The 15666-nt window shown below is 65.7% G+C and carries 16 protein-coding genes; 12 read left to right on the top strand and 4 right to left on the bottom strand.

Features of this window, described 5'->3' with window-relative positions:
• Positions 1-4: 4 nt before the first annotated feature.
• On the bottom strand, positions 5-871 hold the full coding sequence (locus NBT82_RS11895; RefSeq protein WP_251328334.1) for a zinc ribbon domain-containing protein: 867 nt from the start codon (positions 869-871) through the stop codon (positions 5-7).
• A gap of 223 nt (positions 872-1094) precedes the next feature.
• Here NBT82_RS11895 and NBT82_RS11890 point away from each other — a divergent pair, with 223 nt between their 5' ends.
• On the top strand, positions 1095-2993 hold the full coding sequence (locus NBT82_RS11890) for a double zinc ribbon domain-containing protein (RefSeq protein ID WP_345780649.1): 1899 nt from the start codon (positions 1095-1097) through the stop codon (positions 2991-2993).
• Between the two features lie 16 nt (positions 2994-3009).
• Here the strand turns inward: NBT82_RS11890 and NBT82_RS11885 are convergent, their stop codons facing one another.
• Positions 3010-3165: a hypothetical protein gene (locus tag NBT82_RS11885; protein ID WP_251328332.1), complete on the bottom strand. Its 156-nt coding sequence runs from the start codon at positions 3163-3165 to the stop codon at positions 3010-3012.
• A gap of 154 nt (positions 3166-3319) precedes the next feature.
• Between NBT82_RS11885 and NBT82_RS11880 the strand changes: the two genes are divergently transcribed.
• The 7 genes from NBT82_RS11880 (at position 3320) to NBT82_RS11850 (ending at position 10974) form a co-directional block, all read left to right on the top strand.
• Positions 3320-4873, top strand: coding sequence for a hypothetical protein (locus NBT82_RS11880; protein ID WP_251328331.1), 1554 nt, complete (start codon positions 3320-3322; stop codon positions 4871-4873).
• Positions 4873-5859 (top strand): hypothetical protein, encoded by a 987-nt coding sequence (locus tag NBT82_RS11875; RefSeq protein WP_251328330.1) that lies wholly within the window; start codon positions 4873-4875, stop codon positions 5857-5859. Before NBT82_RS11880 ends, NBT82_RS11875 begins: the two co-directional genes overlap by 1 nt.
• On the top strand, positions 5852-6997 hold the full coding sequence (locus tag NBT82_RS11870; protein WP_251328329.1) for a hypothetical protein: 1146 nt from the start codon (positions 5852-5854) through the stop codon (positions 6995-6997). The genes NBT82_RS11875 and NBT82_RS11870 overlap by 8 nt, the downstream gene beginning before the upstream one ends.
• A 3-nt stretch (positions 6998-7000) precedes the next feature.
• On the top strand, positions 7001-7624 hold the full coding sequence (locus NBT82_RS11865; RefSeq protein ID WP_251328328.1) for a zinc ribbon domain-containing protein: 624 nt from the start codon (positions 7001-7003) through the stop codon (positions 7622-7624).
• 78 nt (positions 7625-7702) lie between these two features.
• Positions 7703-8482 carry a hypothetical protein gene (locus tag NBT82_RS11860; RefSeq protein ID WP_251328327.1) on the top strand — a complete coding sequence of 260 codons (780 nt, stop codon included), beginning with the start codon at positions 7703-7705 and terminating at the stop codon, positions 8480-8482.
• Between the two features lie 42 nt (positions 8483-8524).
• Positions 8525-9877, top strand: a complete 1353-nt coding sequence (locus NBT82_RS11855) for a putative ATP-dependent zinc protease (protein ID WP_251328326.1) — start codon at positions 8525-8527, stop codon at positions 9875-9877.
• 32 nt (positions 9878-9909) lie between these two features.
• Positions 9910-10974 (top strand): CNNM domain-containing protein, encoded by a 1065-nt coding sequence (locus NBT82_RS11850; RefSeq protein ID WP_251328325.1) that lies wholly within the window; start codon positions 9910-9912, stop codon positions 10972-10974.
• Here the strand turns inward: NBT82_RS11850 and NBT82_RS11845 are convergent.
• Together NBT82_RS11845 and NBT82_RS11840 are read right to left on the bottom strand one after the other, a co-directional pair.
• Positions 10956-11537 carry a DNA-3-methyladenine glycosylase family protein gene (locus NBT82_RS11845; RefSeq protein ID WP_251328324.1) on the bottom strand — a complete coding sequence of 194 codons (582 nt, stop codon included), beginning with the start codon at positions 11535-11537 and terminating at the stop codon, positions 10956-10958. The two genes, NBT82_RS11850 and NBT82_RS11845, sit on opposite strands and share 19 nt — an antisense overlap.
• Positions 11534-12217, bottom strand: coding sequence for a DUF1405 domain-containing protein (locus tag NBT82_RS11840; RefSeq protein WP_251328323.1), 684 nt, complete (start codon positions 12215-12217; stop codon positions 11534-11536). The genes NBT82_RS11845 and NBT82_RS11840 overlap by 4 nt, the downstream gene beginning before the upstream one ends.
• A gap of 97 nt (positions 12218-12314) precedes the next feature.
• On the opposite strand from NBT82_RS11840, the gene NBT82_RS11835 reads away from it, so the two are divergent.
• The 4 genes from NBT82_RS11835 to NBT82_RS11820 all read left to right on the top strand — a co-directional run bounded on the left by NBT82_RS11835 (position 12315) and on the right by NBT82_RS11820 (position 15113).
• The gene (locus NBT82_RS11835) at positions 12315-13316 is read left to right on the top strand and encodes a succinylglutamate desuccinylase/aspartoacylase family protein (protein ID WP_251328322.1); all 1002 of its coding nucleotides are present in this window, start codon (positions 12315-12317) and stop codon (positions 13314-13316) included.
• A 98-nt stretch (positions 13317-13414) separates the two neighbouring features.
• Positions 13415-13843, top strand: coding sequence for a succinate dehydrogenase, cytochrome b556 subunit (sdhC, locus tag NBT82_RS11830; RefSeq protein ID WP_251328321.1), 429 nt, complete (start codon positions 13415-13417; stop codon positions 13841-13843).
• On the top strand, positions 13843-14223 hold the full coding sequence (locus NBT82_RS11825; protein WP_251328320.1) for a succinate dehydrogenase/fumarate reductase transmembrane subunit: 381 nt from the start codon (positions 13843-13845) through the stop codon (positions 14221-14223). Before sdhC ends, NBT82_RS11825 begins: the two co-directional genes overlap by 1 nt.
• Positions 14220-15113: a succinate dehydrogenase/fumarate reductase iron-sulfur subunit gene (locus NBT82_RS11820; RefSeq protein ID WP_251328319.1), complete on the top strand. Its 894-nt coding sequence runs from the start codon at positions 14220-14222 to the stop codon at positions 15111-15113. Before NBT82_RS11825 ends, NBT82_RS11820 begins: the two co-directional genes overlap by 4 nt.
• Positions 15114-15666: the final 553 nt, after the last annotated feature.

Genomic DNA, 15666 nt, shown 5'->3' with positions numbered 1-15666 from the left:
CGACTCAGAGGTCGGAGCCGCAGCTAATACACGTGTTCCAGTTCGCGTCGACCGATTCCCCACAGCTCGGGCAGTACTGGGCGCCGCCGGACGAACCTCCGGTCTCCGCCGACCCCTGCTCCTGGCGACTGCCCTGGGGCCGGGGCTCGCTCTGTGAGTGCCGGTCGGATCGGGGGCGACCGCCGCCGGACTGACCGTTGTCGGCCGGCCGCTGGTTTCCCTGATCCGTGTGTGGCGCCTGTGGCTCATCCTGTGGCCGACGGCCGTTCTGGGGCTGGTGACCCCCCTGTTCCCGTTGTTCGGTTCGGGGCTGGCCGCCGCGGTTGCCGTGCTCGGTACCGCCCTCGGCCGACGCGGTGATGTCGGAGCGGTTGACGACGCTGTCCTCGACCTGCGTGCGCTGATCCTTGACGGTCTTGCTCTGGTCGACGCGGGTGGTGCTCTGATCGATGGTGTCGACGTTGGTGGTACTCCGGTCGACGTGAGTCTGCTGGTCCTTCCGATCGACCATGTCTCCCTGTACGTTCGTCACTTGGTCGGGGCCCTTTTCGACCTCCTTTTTGGTTTCGAGATACTCTTTTCCGGCCTTGGCGACGGTGTCTTTGGCCGCTTTGCGCTTTTTCTTGGCCATGATCGTATAGTCGTACAGGCCGAGGACCATGACGACCAGGAAGGCAAAGGCCGTCGCCCCGAGCGCGGACCCACTGAGGTTCCCTAGAGCCGTGACCAATCCGATAAGAAGGAGGATGATCGCACCGATCCGGATGAATCCACTGAACTTTGAGAGGTTCTCCGGCGCGTCGATATCCGGGTGATCCCCCGCGACTGCCGCCCCGTACAGCACAACCGACAGTATCTGTGGAACTACCATACTGCCAGCCTGCGAATCGACCACCTTCAATCTTTGCCCGGTCGACATGTCTATCAGATGGATAGTCTGGCGGTCGGGACCGGCGTCGACGCGAAAAACCCACACCGTCGGGGTAAACGGTCGGAGGGACCAGTCGCCGTGACCGGGACAACATTTATTCCAGTCCTCGTATCATGTTTCCCGATAACGAGGTTCGCCGAGCGCGCCATGGGGGACGCGGCGTATGTTCGGGAGCCGACAGGAGACACAACGAATGCCTTCGACATGCCCGAACTGTAGTGGAAGTGTGCCGTCCGACGGCGACTTCTGTCCGAACTGTGGGGAGTCGCTGTCGACGAACTGTCCCAACTGTCGTGAATCGTTGCCGATCGACGCCCAGTTCTGTGCCAACTGTGGCCAGGACCTCACCAGTACCGGCGGCCAGCAGGGGTCGGGCTCCGGCGCCGGGGACGGAAGTTGGCGTCTGGCCGGCGACGAGTTCGCCAAACGCGTCGACGGCGAGGCGCTCGACGGCGACGGCTTGCTCGCCACGCTCAGCCGGCGGAAGGACGTGGAGATCGAGGCGGGCAACCGGGCGCTGTTGCTCCGCAACGGGAAACTCGTCGAGACGCTCGATGCCGGCAAACACAAACTCGACAGCCTCGGGAAACAGATCCGGGAGCTCCGATCCAGTCACAACCTCACCGTCGTGCTGGTTCAGGAGGGTCGCACCACGGTCGCCCGGTCGTTCGACGACGTGCGGACGGCGAGCGACTATCTCGTCGACGTCACCGTCGAACTCGACGTGGCGATGCACGACCCCGAAACGTTCTTCCGGTCGATGATGGCCGACCGCGACGTACTGACCACCGGCACGTTCAACGAGTTGCTCGGGCGTGCGATCCGGAACGCCCTCGAGACGACCATCTCCGAGTACGACCACCAAGACCTCTACGGGAGTCGGGAGGTCAAGCGTCGGGTCGCTCGGGAGATCGAACAGCAGTGTCGGTCGGTCCTCGAGAGCAACGGACTCGAACTCGTCGAACTGATCTCCTTCGACTACGACGACGACCGTGAGGAGATCCGCCAGGGTCGCAAGGAGGTCGACATCCGCGAGGACAAAGAGGATATCAGGGACCGCGAGAGCCAACTGGATCGTCGGAGCACGGAGCGAAAGACCGAAGACAAGGTCCACGGGGAGAAACAGCGCGTCCGCCGGGAGTCGGCGGAGATGAGCGCCGACCACACCTTAGAGGAGCAGGAACTCGAACAGCGACAGGACCTCAAGGACAAGCGCCGCCGCCACGGCCACAAGGCCGAACGGGAGGACGTCGAACACGAGGAGGACGTCAAGACCACCCGAACCGAATCCGAGGTCGAGCGCGAGGACATCTACCACGAGCAGGAGATGAAAGAGCGGGAGCAGGAGCACGAGCAGGACGTCTCCGAGATCGAGGATCTGATGGATCTCAAGCGGAAGAAAGACGAGCAGAAGCTCGACAAGAAGGAGCGCAAACAGGAGATGGAGATGGAGAAGGAGAGCCACGAGGTCGACGTCGAGAAGGAACGCCTCGAGGCTCGCGACGACGTGGACGCCCAGACGCTCGCCAGCCTGGACGACACGGACGAGGAGATGGCCGACATCGCGAAGATGGACAAGGCGGAGAACCTGGACGCCGACCAGCTCGACTCGCTCGGGGCTCAGAAGAGCGACGAACTGGCGAAGGCCCGACAGGAGGCCAACAAGGCCGAGAAGGAACGCGAGCGGGTCGAGGATCAAAAGGAGTTCCGCGAGGAGATGAAAGACATGATGGAGGGGTCGATGGACCGCATGGAGCGGACCACCGACAAGGCGATGGACAGCATGGGCGACACGGCGGAGGCGGCGGCCGAGGACACCTCCGACAACGTCATCGTCGGCGGCGATGGCGGCGGCTCGTCGGGCGGCGACACCACCATCGTACAGGGCGGACCCGGCGGCGACGGCGGCTCACAGGGCGACCCACAGGGTGGGCCCCAAGGCGGCTCACAGGGCGGGGGTGGGGGCGACGACCCCGAGAAGATCATCGTCTGTCCGAACTGTGGCTCGGAGGAGCCCTACTCCAACGCCTTCTGTATGGACTGCGGCCAAGAGTTCCCCTGATCGAGTCGGGCGGGGATCATCCCTCGGTGACGAAGAAGGCGACCATCGTGTCCTCCCAGCGGGAGAACTGGACGTCTTTCACGTCGTGGTGGTCGAGGTAGGCGTTGATCTGGGACTCCATCTCGTCGATGCTGGTCGATTCGTACTGGAACTCCAGAACCTGAACCTGCATACCCCCGTCTACCGGCCGAACGTGGTATATGCCTTCGGGCCGAGGGGAGGGCGCGCTCCGTCGACCGCCGATCGGCACAATCCCCGGGCGGACCCGCGGGGAACCCCCGATTTGGGCCCCAATTTTATGTAGCGGGTAGAGTATTTCCGACCGTATGAGTTATCAGGCACCGGGGATGCTCGGGGACGACGGACCGGTGGACGATCGGGTCGCCAGGACCGAGGTACTCGCCCGGGCATTTGCCGACGCGGCAGGGGAGTTCTTCGAGCGGAGAAAACAGTACGAAGATGCCATCGACGAGGCGGAGGATCGAAAACGGCGGATGAAACTACTCGGCGCGGGGGGTGTCGGAGTCGGACTCCTCCTCCTCGTGTTCGGGGCAGTCGGGGGGCAGAGTCCCTCGCTCCCGCTGATCGGCCTCGGCGTGTTGCTCGCCGCGGGGAGCGGCGGATACGCATACATGCAGTATCAGGAGGCGATCGAGCGGATCGAGACCAACCGCCGCAACATTCGGGACAACGAGCCCGACGGCGAGGTGTCGTTCGTCTCGCAGGTGACGGTCCCGTTCTATCTGATCCCGTACCAAGAGCGGTTCATGATCTTCGACGGCCTCAACCAGGCGCCGGAGACGCGCCTGGAACTCGCGAACATCGACGGCGACGCACTGACGAGCGAGGGCGAGTGCCTCGAAGAACTGATCGACACCTACGACGCGGAACTCGGCGGCGAGTCGGTCGTCTCGCCGTCGTTCGCGGAGCAGTTCGCGCCGGACGTGGCCGAACACGGCCAACTCGAACGGCCGCTACTCGACCGAATCGATGGGATGACCGACATCGCGTCGGACGTCACCCACGACGTGGTCGAGGTGAACGTCCACGCGAACGACGCGAAAAGCGAGAGCATTCGGACGTTCGCCGAGCGGGGCGTCCTCACGGAGGGGAACGGCCTGCCGGTCGTGCCGACCCGGCGGTCGGCCGCCGAGAGCGAGGCGGCGGTCGACGAGATCCGTGGCGTCGAGCAAGAAGCGGTGAGCGGTGACCTGCTCTCCCAGGCACGCGAGCAGCGGCGGTTCGTCAACGAGCAGGCGACGGCGTTCGCCGAACGCCTTCAGACGAACGAGGAGGCGGTGACCGATCATTACGACGCGTACAGCGAGACGGTCGGGGCGGCCGTCCACCGACACGTGTGTGCGGAGTGTCTCGCCGAGCGGGTCGAGGACATCGACGGACGGCTGGATCTGGTGTCCGAGATCCTCAGTTCGGAGACGGGGAGTCTCGGCGCGGCGCTGAGCGACCGTGACCTCGACGAGGGGTACGACGGGCAGTTCACGGAGAAGATCCGTAACGACATCCAGCGGGAGATTCCCGAACTCACCGAGTCGCTCAAACGAGCGTTCAACACCCTTCCCGATCTGGGGACCGGACGCGGGCACTGTGAGATCCACGGCGACGTGGAGACGGCGCGGGTGCCGGACAGCGGGGCCGTCTTCGGAGAGACGTGGCGGAGTCTCTACTATGCCTTCCGCGAGCCGATCATGGAGAGCGCCGAAGATCTGGAACGCGACGCCGAGGAAGTCAGACAGAACAAAGAGCAGAAGATGATCGATATGACACAGTACGAGCAGATCAAGGAACGCGCCGAGCGCGACTACCACCAGGTCAGGTCCGACTACGAGGCGGCCAGGACGGTCGAACGGAGGCTGCGATAATGGCGGAGAAAGTCTCGCTCACCAGCCGGAGCGCACGAGAGGTCGGCGAGGCGGCCGCGAGCGGTATCAAGGGGGAGATCTCCAGTCTCCGGAGTTCGATCGAGGACACGAACGCACAGCTCAGGAGCTTGGAACAGCGCATCGACCAACTGGAACAGGGCTTCGAGCGGATCGAACAGACGAAGGCGGCGGCCCAGCGCGAGGCGATGGAGGACCTGGTCGACGACCTCAAAGAGCAGGTCGATCGAAAACGTGCGGAGTTCCAGCGGCGCCGGAACGACGTATTGGAGGACTACCGCGACAGCATCCGCCGGCTGAAGGACCGCTTCGTTGGGGCCATCTCCGGCAACCGCGAACAGTTCGACCAGTTGGAGGAGGAGTTCGCCGGCGTCGAGGAGCGTCGGACGGTGACGGCATCGACCGCGAGTCGACTGAGCGACGGGCCGGCGAGGGCGTACGATCGTCGTCTGGACGCGGTGATCGAGAGCCGCAACGGGTTCCTGACGGCGATCAACGACTTCCTCGACGACCGCGAGAAGACCGCCAACACCATCGATTCGCTCCAGACGCCCATCCCCGGTATCTCGGGGGCGACGACGGTGTCGGTCCCGTTCTGGGTGGTCGGCATCGAGCGAGACGGTCAGGAGGAGGTTCGCGTCCTCCCGGTGCTGGCGCGGGACAGCGCCAACGGATCGCCCAGTCGCACCCAGCCCTACGTGAACTACCTCCAAGAGCATCCGACCCACCGGTACGGCGACATGACGGACGCGGTGAGGGAGTACGTGACACGCGACGAGGTTCGCGACCAACTCGCCCGGCAGGATGGCGCGTTCGCGGATCCGGACGTCCTCCGGCAGCGCGACGAGACGCTAGATCGCTTCGTCGACGCGCTGGAGGAGTACCAGTTGCGCGACGGCGGTCGGCAGGAGAGAGACGAGGGCTCCGAGACACCCACGGACCGACGCGAGGTGACGGCGGATGCCTGAGGAGGCCAAAGGGGCGATCACCTCGGATAAGATCGAGACCGACAACACGAACTTCGCGACGGTCAGGGCCGACCAGACCTGCGAAGAGGCGCTCGTGCCCCGCGAGAACGCGTACCGTCAGCTCAACTGGCAGGTCACCCTAGAGAAAGGCTCCATCTACAACCCCCAGGAGGACGTGGGTATCTACGCCGACGAGGTCGACTGCAAGTACGGAGTTCAGATCCACGGCGACGTGTTCGGCCGCAGCGCCGTGAGCCTCGAACACGGCGGGGCGGCCCACTCGGGCGCCGACGGGGAGGGGACCCCAGTGGTCGGCGCACGGATCGTGGGATCGGTCGTCTCGGAGGGCCAAGTCGACGTCACGGCGCCGGGATCCCGGATGGACGACTGGGAGCCACGACCCGTGCAGGTGTACGGCGACGTGATCGGGGATCACGTGACGGTCGAGGAACCGACCGTCGTCTACGGGGCGGTGACCGCGGAGACGACGCTCCGGGCGAACGCCCCGCTGGTCGTGATCGGGGACGTGCGTTCGGAGGGGATCCTCGAGGCGTCGGATCTCTTTGCCTTCTCGGTGAGCGCACGCGACGACGTGACTCTCGGCCGGAACGTCGCGGTGGTCAACCCCGAGATCCGCACGGACGAGGGGTCGCTGACGATCGCCGACCGGGTCGGGATTCTCACGCCGGACCTCCTCGAACACATCCGGTCAAACAACGACGTCGATGCCGTCGGCCCGTGGGTGTTCGACGTGGACGCCGTCTGGGAGCGATCGGCTCTGGTGCCCGCGGACGTGTCGGACCACGGATCGGGACAGGTCGCCAGCCGGGCCTGGCGGACCGTCGCGGACCCGGCCGGACAGCGGGAGGGAGTCCGGCAGACGTTCACGTCGATGATCGAGCGGACGCGCAAGCAACCGCCGGACGTCGAGGAGTTCCGGTACGCGGGGGTCGGATCGATCGGCGGGGGAACGGAGATCACCGTCGAGGGTGACGTGGTCGCCGGCGACCAGGAGAAACGCGTTGACGAGAGCACGACGGCGGTCGATCGGAGTACGGAGATCCACGACGAGAGCACCACCGTCGAGGACAGCGTCGTCAACCGCTCCGACATCGACGGCGGAGGCGAGGAGGACTGACCGATGCCCTACTGCGACCGACACAACGAGGTGTACAGCGGAGCGGAGTGTCCGGCCTGCGCCGACGGAGCGTCGGCCGAGGGACGGGACGGCGCGACGACCCCGACGTCGGCCGACGACGGCGGGGGCGACGGCATCGGCGGCCTGGTCGACGACGCCGTCTCGGCCGCGGAGGACGCCGTCGAGTCGGTCGAATCGGACGGCGACGTGGTCGTCGGAGACCAGCGCAAGGACGTCGATCGGAGCACCACCGTCGTCGACGACAGCACGGAGGTACACGACCGGAGCACCACGGTCGACGACAGCATCGTCGACGGGTCGACGATCGGTGCCGGCGGCGAGGGCGAAGGCGGGCGAACCGTCGTCGACGACAGCGTCGTCAAGGACTCCGAGGTCGGTGGGAGCGGGGAGACCGACATCGAGGACAGCGTCCTCGACGACGCGACCGTCGGCGGCGAACACGTGGAGTCGGCGGTGGGTGATCCGGAACCGACGGAGCCCGATCCGGCGCCCGAGCCGAACCCGGACCCGTCGGGAACCGACGACGACTCGGCCTTTTGCATCTACTGTGGGACCGAGATTCCGGCGACTGCGGGGTTCTGTCCCGCCTGCGGGGAAGAGCAGTGAGCGACGCCCACAAGACACTTAGGATCCATCAGCGATGATACAGCACCGAAACGCCGGCGAGAGCCGAACGGAGTTGTCATGACCGACATCGTCACCGAACTGCGAACCCAGGCACTCGAATCGACGTACGGCGACGACAGACGGGACGCCATCGAACGGCTGGCGGAACGGTACGACCGGGCCGACGAGGCGGAACGCCGCGAGATCCTCCAGACGCTCGCAGACGTCGCCCGGGACGCCACCCACGAGGCGGAGCGCGAACTGGCACGGGACCGACTGGCCGACCTCTACGAGACGGACTCGGCGGCGGCGGGGACGGTCGTGGGCACCTACTGCTGGCTGGCCACCGAGGCGGACTACTCGGGGGAGCGCGAGGCCGCCCTGGACCGACTCCGCCGGATCGGCCGGAGCGGCGTCTCGTCCGACCTCCGCGAGCGGATCGCCGACACGTTCGCGACCGTGAGCGAGGAGGCCACCTACAGCGCCGAACGGGAGGCGGCCCGTCGGGGACTGTCGGAACTTCCCGACGACGGGGCGACCGGCCGCGACGGAGGTGGATCGACCGACAGCGAGTCGAAGGAGAGCGACTCCTATCTCGCCGTCTCGCTCACCGAACACCTCTCGGCCGCACGAACCGAGGGGGCGGACGTGTGTCTCACCCGTGCGGAGGAACTCCACGACTTCGTCGACCGCCACCCGGTCGACGACGACGCCTACGGGGAGGTCCGCGACGAGTTGTCGTCGCTAGTCGACCAGTTGAGCGTCGTCGCCGACGCCCAGTCGGAACTCGGCGAACAGCGGCGGACACAGGTCGAGCGGATCGCCGACCGAACCAAGCGGCTCTACCTCCGCGAGTAGCCGACCGGCACGCCTTTTGCCGCCGCTCCGGAATACCGATTCATGACCGACGACACGCAGGACGGCGTCAGTGTTGGGGTGTTATCGCTCCACAACAGCAAGGAGACGAAGGCGATTCTGAACGCGGTCGAGGACCTCGGCCACGACCCGGTGTGGCTGCGGCGGGAGAACACGACCGTCACCATCGAGGACAGCGAGGTGACGGTCGAACCGGACGTGGACGTGGTCGCGAACCGCCTCCTGCTCTCGACGACGGGCGACCCGGCCGAGTTGCTGGGGCTGGCGACGACGTTCAACCGCATCCGGCCGATGCTGAACGAACCGGACGCGGTGCTGACGGCGATACACAAGTTCGCGACGGCGGCGACGCTCGCGGACTGGAACGTCCGCGTCCCGGACGCCTTCCTGGCGCTGTCGAACGACAGCCTCAACGGCGGTCGGGACCGGTTCGGCGACATCGGCGTCTACAAGACGGCCATCGGCACCCACGGCGGCGGCACCTGGAAGGTGGACCTGACCGAACCCGTCAACCCGCGGGTCGGCAACAGGCAGGCGTTCCTCCAGGAACTCGTGGAACGCGACGAGAGCAGCCACCGCGATCTCCGGGTGTACGTCGTCGACGACGAGATCGTCGGCGCCATGTACCGCTACGCGCCGGAGGGGGACTGGCGGACGAACGTCGCTCTCGGGGGCGACGTGGCCGACGCGGGCGACGACCTGCCCGAGACGGCGGCAGAGACGGCACTGTACACGACCGAGGTGATGGGACTCGATTACGCCGGCGTCGACCTGATCGAAGGCGAGGACGGCTGGTTCGTCCTCGAAGTCAACCCCACGGCGGGGTTCAAGGGACTGTACCGGGCGACGGGAACGAGCCCCGCGCCGTACGTGGCGAAACTGGCCATCGAACGCGCCGGTGGGGAGGTCGACGACGGGCGCGTCGAGACGCTGGCGGCTACCCTCGACGACTCGACGCCGGCCTGCAAGCCACGGATCACGCCCCCGGAACAGGAGGACCTCCCGGTCATCGGCTACATCGAGGACGTCATCGTCAGCGGCACGAGCGGCTCGACGCAGGTGAAGGCCAAATCCGACACCGGGGCGACGCGGACGAGCATCGACACCGGCCTCGCGGCCGAAATCGGCGCGGGACCGATCAAGAGCATGACCCGGGTGAAGTCGGGGAGCGTCAAGTCCGGAAAGGCCCGGCCGGTGGTCGACCTGGTCATCGGCATCGGCGGCACCCAGCACACCGTCACCGCGAGCGTCGAGGACCGCAGCCACATGGACTACCCCCTGTTGCTCGGGCGTGACGTCCTGGAACACTACCGCGTCGACGTGCGCCGCCGGTCGGACGACGAGGAACGCGGCGACGGCGAGTTGCTGGAGGAGTAGTCTTTTCCGGCTCGTTCCGAAAGTCGGGAGCGATGACCCCGTTCGAAGTCGGCCTGCGTCTCGTCGCAGGCGTGCTTCTCATCCTGGCGAACGGCTTTTTCGTCGCCGTCGAATTCGCGCTGACCCGGGTACGCCAGTACCCCGAATCGGAGTTCGACACGCCCGCCCTGCGCCGGGCGTGGGAGATGACCCAGGATCTCGAGATCTACCTCACGAGCTGTCAGGTGGGGATCACCGCCACCAGCATCGCGGTCGGGATCGTCGCCGAACCGGCGCTGGCGGCGCTGTTCGAACCCGTCTTCGCCGGGAGCGCGCTCGCAGGCATCGGCGCGGGAGCGCTGATCGCGTACGCGATCATCAACCTCCTGCATCTGACCCACGGCGAGCAGACGCCGACGTATCTCGGCGTCGAGCGCTCGAAGTTCGTCTGTCGGTACGGCGCTCGACCGCTGTACTGGTTCGCGTGGCTCATCTCGCCGATCATGCGGGTGGGCGACAGCGTCGCAAAGGCGACCCTGTCCCTGTTCGGGGTCGAGATGTCGGGGGCGTGGCTCGAAACCGAGGAGGAGGTGATCGAGTCGCGTGCGGACCTCCGGAACCGCCTCGGCTCCCTACTCGACGAGGGCGACCTCCCCGACGAGCGACGGGAGGAGGTCCTCAACGCGCTCGCGGTCGACGAGATGGCGGTCGCGGAGATCATGACCGACGCGGACGCGGTGGTCGCGCTGTCGACGGCGGCGTCGGTCGAGGAGAACCTGGCGACGATTCGGGAGACGCCACACACGCGCTTCCCGCTGGTCGGCGAGGACGCCACGGACTTCAGAGGGATCGTCTACACGCCGTCGGTGCTGACACACATGGCGGCGCTCGAACGCGGCGAGCGGAGCTTCGAGGACATCGCGGCGCCGCCGATGACGCTCGCGGCGGAGACGAACGTCAGCGACGCCTTCGATCAGTTCCAGACCCAGGATCAGGAACTCGCGCTGGTCGTCAGGGACGGCGACGTCGTCGGCCTCCTGACCGCGACGGACGCGCTCGAGGCGGTGATGGGCGAACTGGAGGATCCCCTCGACCGCGCCTACGGTGAGTCCTCGTAGTGTGCCCAGACGTACAGGGTGCCGTAGGAGCGATACGGGCGCCAGTCGTCGGCGACAGCCCGCATCGCCGGCCGCGATGCACAGCCGTAGAGGTCCTCGAGTCCCCGCCGGACGGCGAGGTCACCGAGCGGAAGGACGTCCTCGCGCCCCAGGACGAAGAGCAGGTACATCTCCGCGGTCCACCGCCCGACACCCGTGATCGTCGTGAGTTCGTCGATCACGGCCTCGTCGTCGTAGTCGGCGAGGCCCTCGCGGGTGAGGTCACGCTCGCGGAAGGCCGTGGCGGCGTTCCGGAGGTAGTCGACCTTGGTCCCCGAGAGCCCGGCGTCCCGGAGCGTGTCGCGGTCGGCGGCGAGTACCGTCGCGGGCGTCACCTCGCCCAGCCGGTCGAAGACCCGTTCGCGGATCGCCGCGGCGCTCGCCGTCGATAGCTGCTGATTGACGATGCTCACGACGAGACGGCGAAACTGGTTTTCGGCCGGACGGAGCCGCCGATCGCCGTAGGTCGCGATCAGGTCGGCCATCACGGGGTCGGCACGGAGGACGGCCTTCCAGTCGGTCATCCGTGGTCACCGGGCGCCAGCGGGTCGAACCGCTCGGGGCGGTCGAACAGCCGGTGGGCGGCGGCCACGGCACCCAGCGACAGGAGCAGGGTCGCGAGGACGAGCGGGATGCCGGGGTCGTACCGGAGCGGCGGGTGGTAGCCGAGCGCGTAGTCGAAGACGTCGTTGAGAAGGAGGGCCCCGAGGGCGACCTTCAGCGCCCGATCGGTCGTCCGCCCGTAGTAGGGAATGACGAGCGCCTCGGCGACGAAAAGCAGGTGCGTGAGGACGATGCCCCAGTAGTCCCAGAGCGCGGCGCCGGCGAAGCCGAGGTACTGGTCGGGGTGGAGGTTGAGCGCGACGACGGTCCAGAGGCCGTACTTGACGAGCCAGACGAACGCGAAGGTGTGGAGATAGATGAGCGGGGTATTGGAGGGGGCGTCCCGGACGCGACGGCGGCCGAGGGTCGGGAGGAGTGTCGCGAGCGAGAGCGTCACCAGCGCGAGCGCGGTCGGAGAGTCCGCGAAGAGCGGATAGAGGAAAGTCGGGACGTCGGCGAGCGAACGGGGCGTGGAGTGGACGTAGAAACTGACGCCGACGAGGAAGGCGGCGCCGTTGGCGACCAGGAGCGTCGAGAGGCTGGGCGCGTTGCCGAGGTAGTACTCGACGTATCGCCCGGCATCGAACGAAACCGTGACCATCGATGTGTCACAGGGACGGTTGGGGGTAAAAACTGTCGCGTCGGCCACGCGTCGCGTCGTTCAACCATTTAAGTAGGCGCCTCGCGGAGTGGAGAGCATGACTTCGGACGCGGCCTTCACGTACAACGGCGGGAAGGTCGCCCCCGGCGAGCGGCAGAACCTCCGGTACGGCATCAGCGAGACGTATCTGGGCGATCCGGTTCGTATTCCCGTCACGATCGTCAACGGCGAACGCCCAGGGCCGACGGTGTTTCTCTCGGCGGCCGCCCACGGGGACGAACTCAACGGCATCGAGGTGGTCCGGGAGGTGGCCTTCGAGTGGGACCTCTCGGAGTTGGAAGGTTCCATCGTCTGTCTTCCCGTGTTGAACGTGCCCGGCTTCCTCACCCAGCAACGGTACCTGCCGATCTACGACCGCGACCTGAACCGGTCGTTCCCGGGCAATCCCGCCTCGACGAGCGCGAAACGGATGGCTCACGCCATTTTCCGGAACTTCGTCGAGCCCTGTGACCTGGGAGTCGACTTTCACACCTCGACGCGAGGACGGACCAACATGCTCCACGTCCGGGCGGACATGAGTCGACAGGCCGTGTCGCGACTTGCGCACGCCTTCGGTGCGAGCGTCATCGTCGACGGCGCGGGCAGCGACGGGACGCTCCGCGGCGAGGCCACACGGGCGGGCGTGCCCACGGTGACGGTGGAGATGGGCCAAGCCCACCGCTTCGAACGATCGCTCATCGACGACGCCCTCGACGGCGTCAGGAGCGTCTTCGCCGAGTACGACCTCCGGGACCCGGACCGGGTCCGGTGGCCCGGATGGCGGACGGTCGTGACCGAGAAGACCTGGATCCGGGCCGACGCGGGCGGCATCGTCGACATGCACCACGACCGCGGGAGTCTGGTGCGGGAGGGGGAACGGATCTGTACCATCACCGATCCGTTCAAGGCCGACGGGACGCCGGTGCGAGCGCCGTTCACGGGCGTGTTGATCGGGGTGCTCGAGAACCCGGTCGTCTACCCGGGCAACCCCATCTGTCACCTGGCGGATCTCGACGAGAAGACAGCGAGAGTCGTCGAACGACGACGTTCTAATCGATGATCGACGAAATCGCGGGGCGACGGCGGGACCATCTGCGTCGGTCGGGGCGACGCTGTACGTAACTTCTATACCACACCGGTCCCGACTCCCGGACGAGCATGAGTCAGTCCTATGATCGGGGCCTCATCGAGGACTTCGGCCGGTGGCGGGAGTTCTCGGCGGGAATGTGGGCCTGGATCTTCCATAAGTTCACGGGGTGGGTGCTGGTCGGATATCTGTTCACTCACGTGGCGGTGCTGAGTACAGCACTCACGTCTGCGAGCGCCGATCCCGCGACGGTCGCGGCGAACCAGGATCTCTACACGCAGACCATCCGGACGCTGGAGAGCCTGCTGGTGGTTCGCATCCTCGAGGTCGGACTGCTGGCGGTGGCCGTGTTCCACATCCTCAACGGGAGCCGGCTACTGCTGGTCGATCTGGGGATCGGCCTCGAATCACAGGATCGAGCCTTCTACGCGTCGCTGATCCTGACGGGCGCCATCGTCGTCGCGAGCGTCCCCACCTTCCTCGCGGGGGTGTCGCTCTGATGGCCGAGCGCTACTCCTCCTTTACCGCAGGCGGGCGTCTGTGGCTCTGGCAGCGGATCACCGCCGCCTTCCTGATCGTGGTGCTCGCCTTCCACTTTTTCCTCCTCCATTTCGTCCACCACGCCGACGAGGTGACCTTCCTCATGAGCGCCAACCGGATGGAGACTTGGAGTTACTACTCGCTGATGGTCCTCTTTCTGGTGACCGCGACGTTCCACGGCGTCAACGGCGTCTACAACGCCCTGATCAACGCCGGGCTGACGGGGACCAAACGACAGGTCGTCAAGGCCGTCCTCGTCGTCGCGAGCCTGCTTCTCCTCGTGCAGGGCTTCCGGACCGCGAACGCCTGGGCGGGCATCGACCTCCTCCCGATACTATGAGTACGCAACGACCCGAACCCGAGACCGAGACGCAGAGCACGGAAACCGACGCCGACGCAGTGGCCGAATCGTCACGGGACCGCCGCCTCGACGAGAAACGCCAGCGCGCCGAGGAGCGCGAGCGAAAGCGGATCGAGGAGGCCGAACGCGCCGAGGCGGACGCGGAGCGCTACCATCTGAAAGTGTTCCGCTACGACCCCGAGGTCGAGGGGAAACAGGAGCCCCGCTTCGACGACTTCCACGTGCCCTACGAGACGGGGATGACGGTGCTGGACGCGCTCATCTACGCGCGCGACGAGTTCGACGCCAGCCTCACGTTCCGACACTCCTGCCGACAGGCGATCTGTGGCTCGGACGCGCTGTTCATCAACGGTCGGCAGCGCCTCGGCTGTCAGACCCAACTTTCGGACCTCGATCGGCCGGTCCGGATCGAACCGCTCCCCCACCAAGAGGTGGTGAAAGACCTAGTCGTGGACATGGAGCACTTCTACGACCAGATGGAGTCGGTCGAACCGTACTTCCAGACGACCGACCGCCCGGACGGGGAACTGGAAGAACAGCGCCAGAGCCGGGAGAACCGCGAGAAGATCAAGACCTCGACGCGGTGTATCTGGTGTGGCGCGTGTATGTCCTCCTGTAACATCGCGGCGGGCGACAACGAGTATCTCGGCCCGGCGGCAATCAACAAGGCCTACCGCTTCGCGATGGACGAGCGGGAGGGCGAGGACATGAAACAGCGGCGCCTGGAGATCATCGAACAGGAACACGGCGTCTGGCGGTGTCAGACCCAGTTCTCCTGTACGGAGGTCTGTCCGAAGGACATTCCCCTGACCGAGCACATCCAGGAACTGAAACGCGAAGCGGTCAAGAGCAACCTGAAGTTTTGGTGAGGCTGCCTTAGCATAACGTCTCGTCTTTTATTAGGCTGAAGGAGTGACATGGACAGTCAGAGGCTTCGACGGCTACGCCGCAGGGTGACGTGACTGTCATGACCGAGTTTAAAGACGGCGCTACACTGACAAGTCATCGGGTCTTACCAGTAGGTATGAGTAACGAGGTACTGAAAGCGATTGGCGTCTTTTCGATAGCCTCAGTCACACTTGTTATGATCTTGGCTAACCTTCCCCACAGTCTCTCATTGAGCGGTGTCTTTCCTGGGCGGGAGTTAGTGACAATGATGATTGTCGCACTACTACTACTTGGGTTAGGACTCGGCCCCTCCGTTCATGACCTTCTACCGTAGCGTCTCTTACGATGCTACTCGGCAGTTCCTCCCTATTTCCTCTCGGAAAATGTGATAGGTTTCCCAAATTCCGTGTATTCCACCGTGAAATATGGGGCGGCCAATGGAGTTCTGGTATCACTTACCCAAACAAAAATTGTTATCTGTGAATCTGGTACTACAACTTGTAACCAAACAAAGTGTCCCTTCTGAAGGATGGC

The sequence above is a fragment of the Haloplanus sp. HW8-1 genome (assembly GCF_023703795.1).
Classification (GTDB): domain Archaea; phylum Halobacteriota; class Halobacteria; order Halobacteriales; family Haloferacaceae; genus Haloplanus; species Haloplanus pelagicus.
This window is presented reverse-complemented; position numbering and strand designations above follow the sequence as displayed.

Excerpts from the sequence above, each read along its gene's own strand:
- NBT82_RS11895 (WP_251328334.1), bottom strand. The coding sequence starts at position 871 with ATGGTAGTTCCACAGATACTGTCGGTTGTGCTGTACGGGGCGGCAGTC.
- NBT82_RS11890 (WP_345780649.1), top strand. The coding sequence starts at position 1,095 with ATGTTCGGGAGCCGACAGGAGACACAACGAATGCCTTCGACATGCCCG.
- NBT82_RS11885 (WP_251328332.1), bottom strand. The coding sequence starts at position 3,165 with ATGCAGGTTCAGGTTCTGGAGTTCCAGTACGAATCGACCAGCATCGAC.
- NBT82_RS11880 (WP_251328331.1), top strand. The coding sequence starts at position 3,320 with ATGAGTTATCAGGCACCGGGGATGCTCGGGGACGACGGACCGGTGGAC.
- NBT82_RS11875 (WP_251328330.1), top strand. The coding sequence starts at position 4,873 with ATGGCGGAGAAAGTCTCGCTCACCAGCCGGAGCGCACGAGAGGTCGGC.
- NBT82_RS11870 (WP_251328329.1), top strand. The coding sequence starts at position 5,852 with ATGCCTGAGGAGGCCAAAGGGGCGATCACCTCGGATAAGATCGAGACC.
- NBT82_RS11865 (WP_251328328.1), top strand. The coding sequence starts at position 7,001 with ATGCCCTACTGCGACCGACACAACGAGGTGTACAGCGGAGCGGAGTGT.
- NBT82_RS11860 (WP_251328327.1), top strand. The coding sequence starts at position 7,703 with ATGACCGACATCGTCACCGAACTGCGAACCCAGGCACTCGAATCGACG.
- NBT82_RS11855 (WP_251328326.1), top strand. The coding sequence starts at position 8,525 with ATGACCGACGACACGCAGGACGGCGTCAGTGTTGGGGTGTTATCGCTC.
- NBT82_RS11850 (WP_251328325.1), top strand. The coding sequence starts at position 9,910 with ATGACCCCGTTCGAAGTCGGCCTGCGTCTCGTCGCAGGCGTGCTTCTC.
- NBT82_RS11845 (WP_251328324.1), bottom strand. The coding sequence starts at position 11,537 with ATGACCGACTGGAAGGCCGTCCTCCGTGCCGACCCCGTGATGGCCGAC.
- NBT82_RS11840 (WP_251328323.1), bottom strand. The coding sequence starts at position 12,217 with ATGGTCACGGTTTCGTTCGATGCCGGGCGATACGTCGAGTACTACCTC.
- NBT82_RS11835 (WP_251328322.1), top strand. The coding sequence starts at position 12,315 with ATGACTTCGGACGCGGCCTTCACGTACAACGGCGGGAAGGTCGCCCCC.
- sdhC (WP_251328321.1), top strand. The coding sequence starts at position 13,415 with ATGAGTCAGTCCTATGATCGGGGCCTCATCGAGGACTTCGGCCGGTGG.
- NBT82_RS11825 (WP_251328320.1), top strand. The coding sequence starts at position 13,843 with ATGGCCGAGCGCTACTCCTCCTTTACCGCAGGCGGGCGTCTGTGGCTC.
- NBT82_RS11820 (WP_251328319.1), top strand. The coding sequence starts at position 14,220 with ATGAGTACGCAACGACCCGAACCCGAGACCGAGACGCAGAGCACGGAA.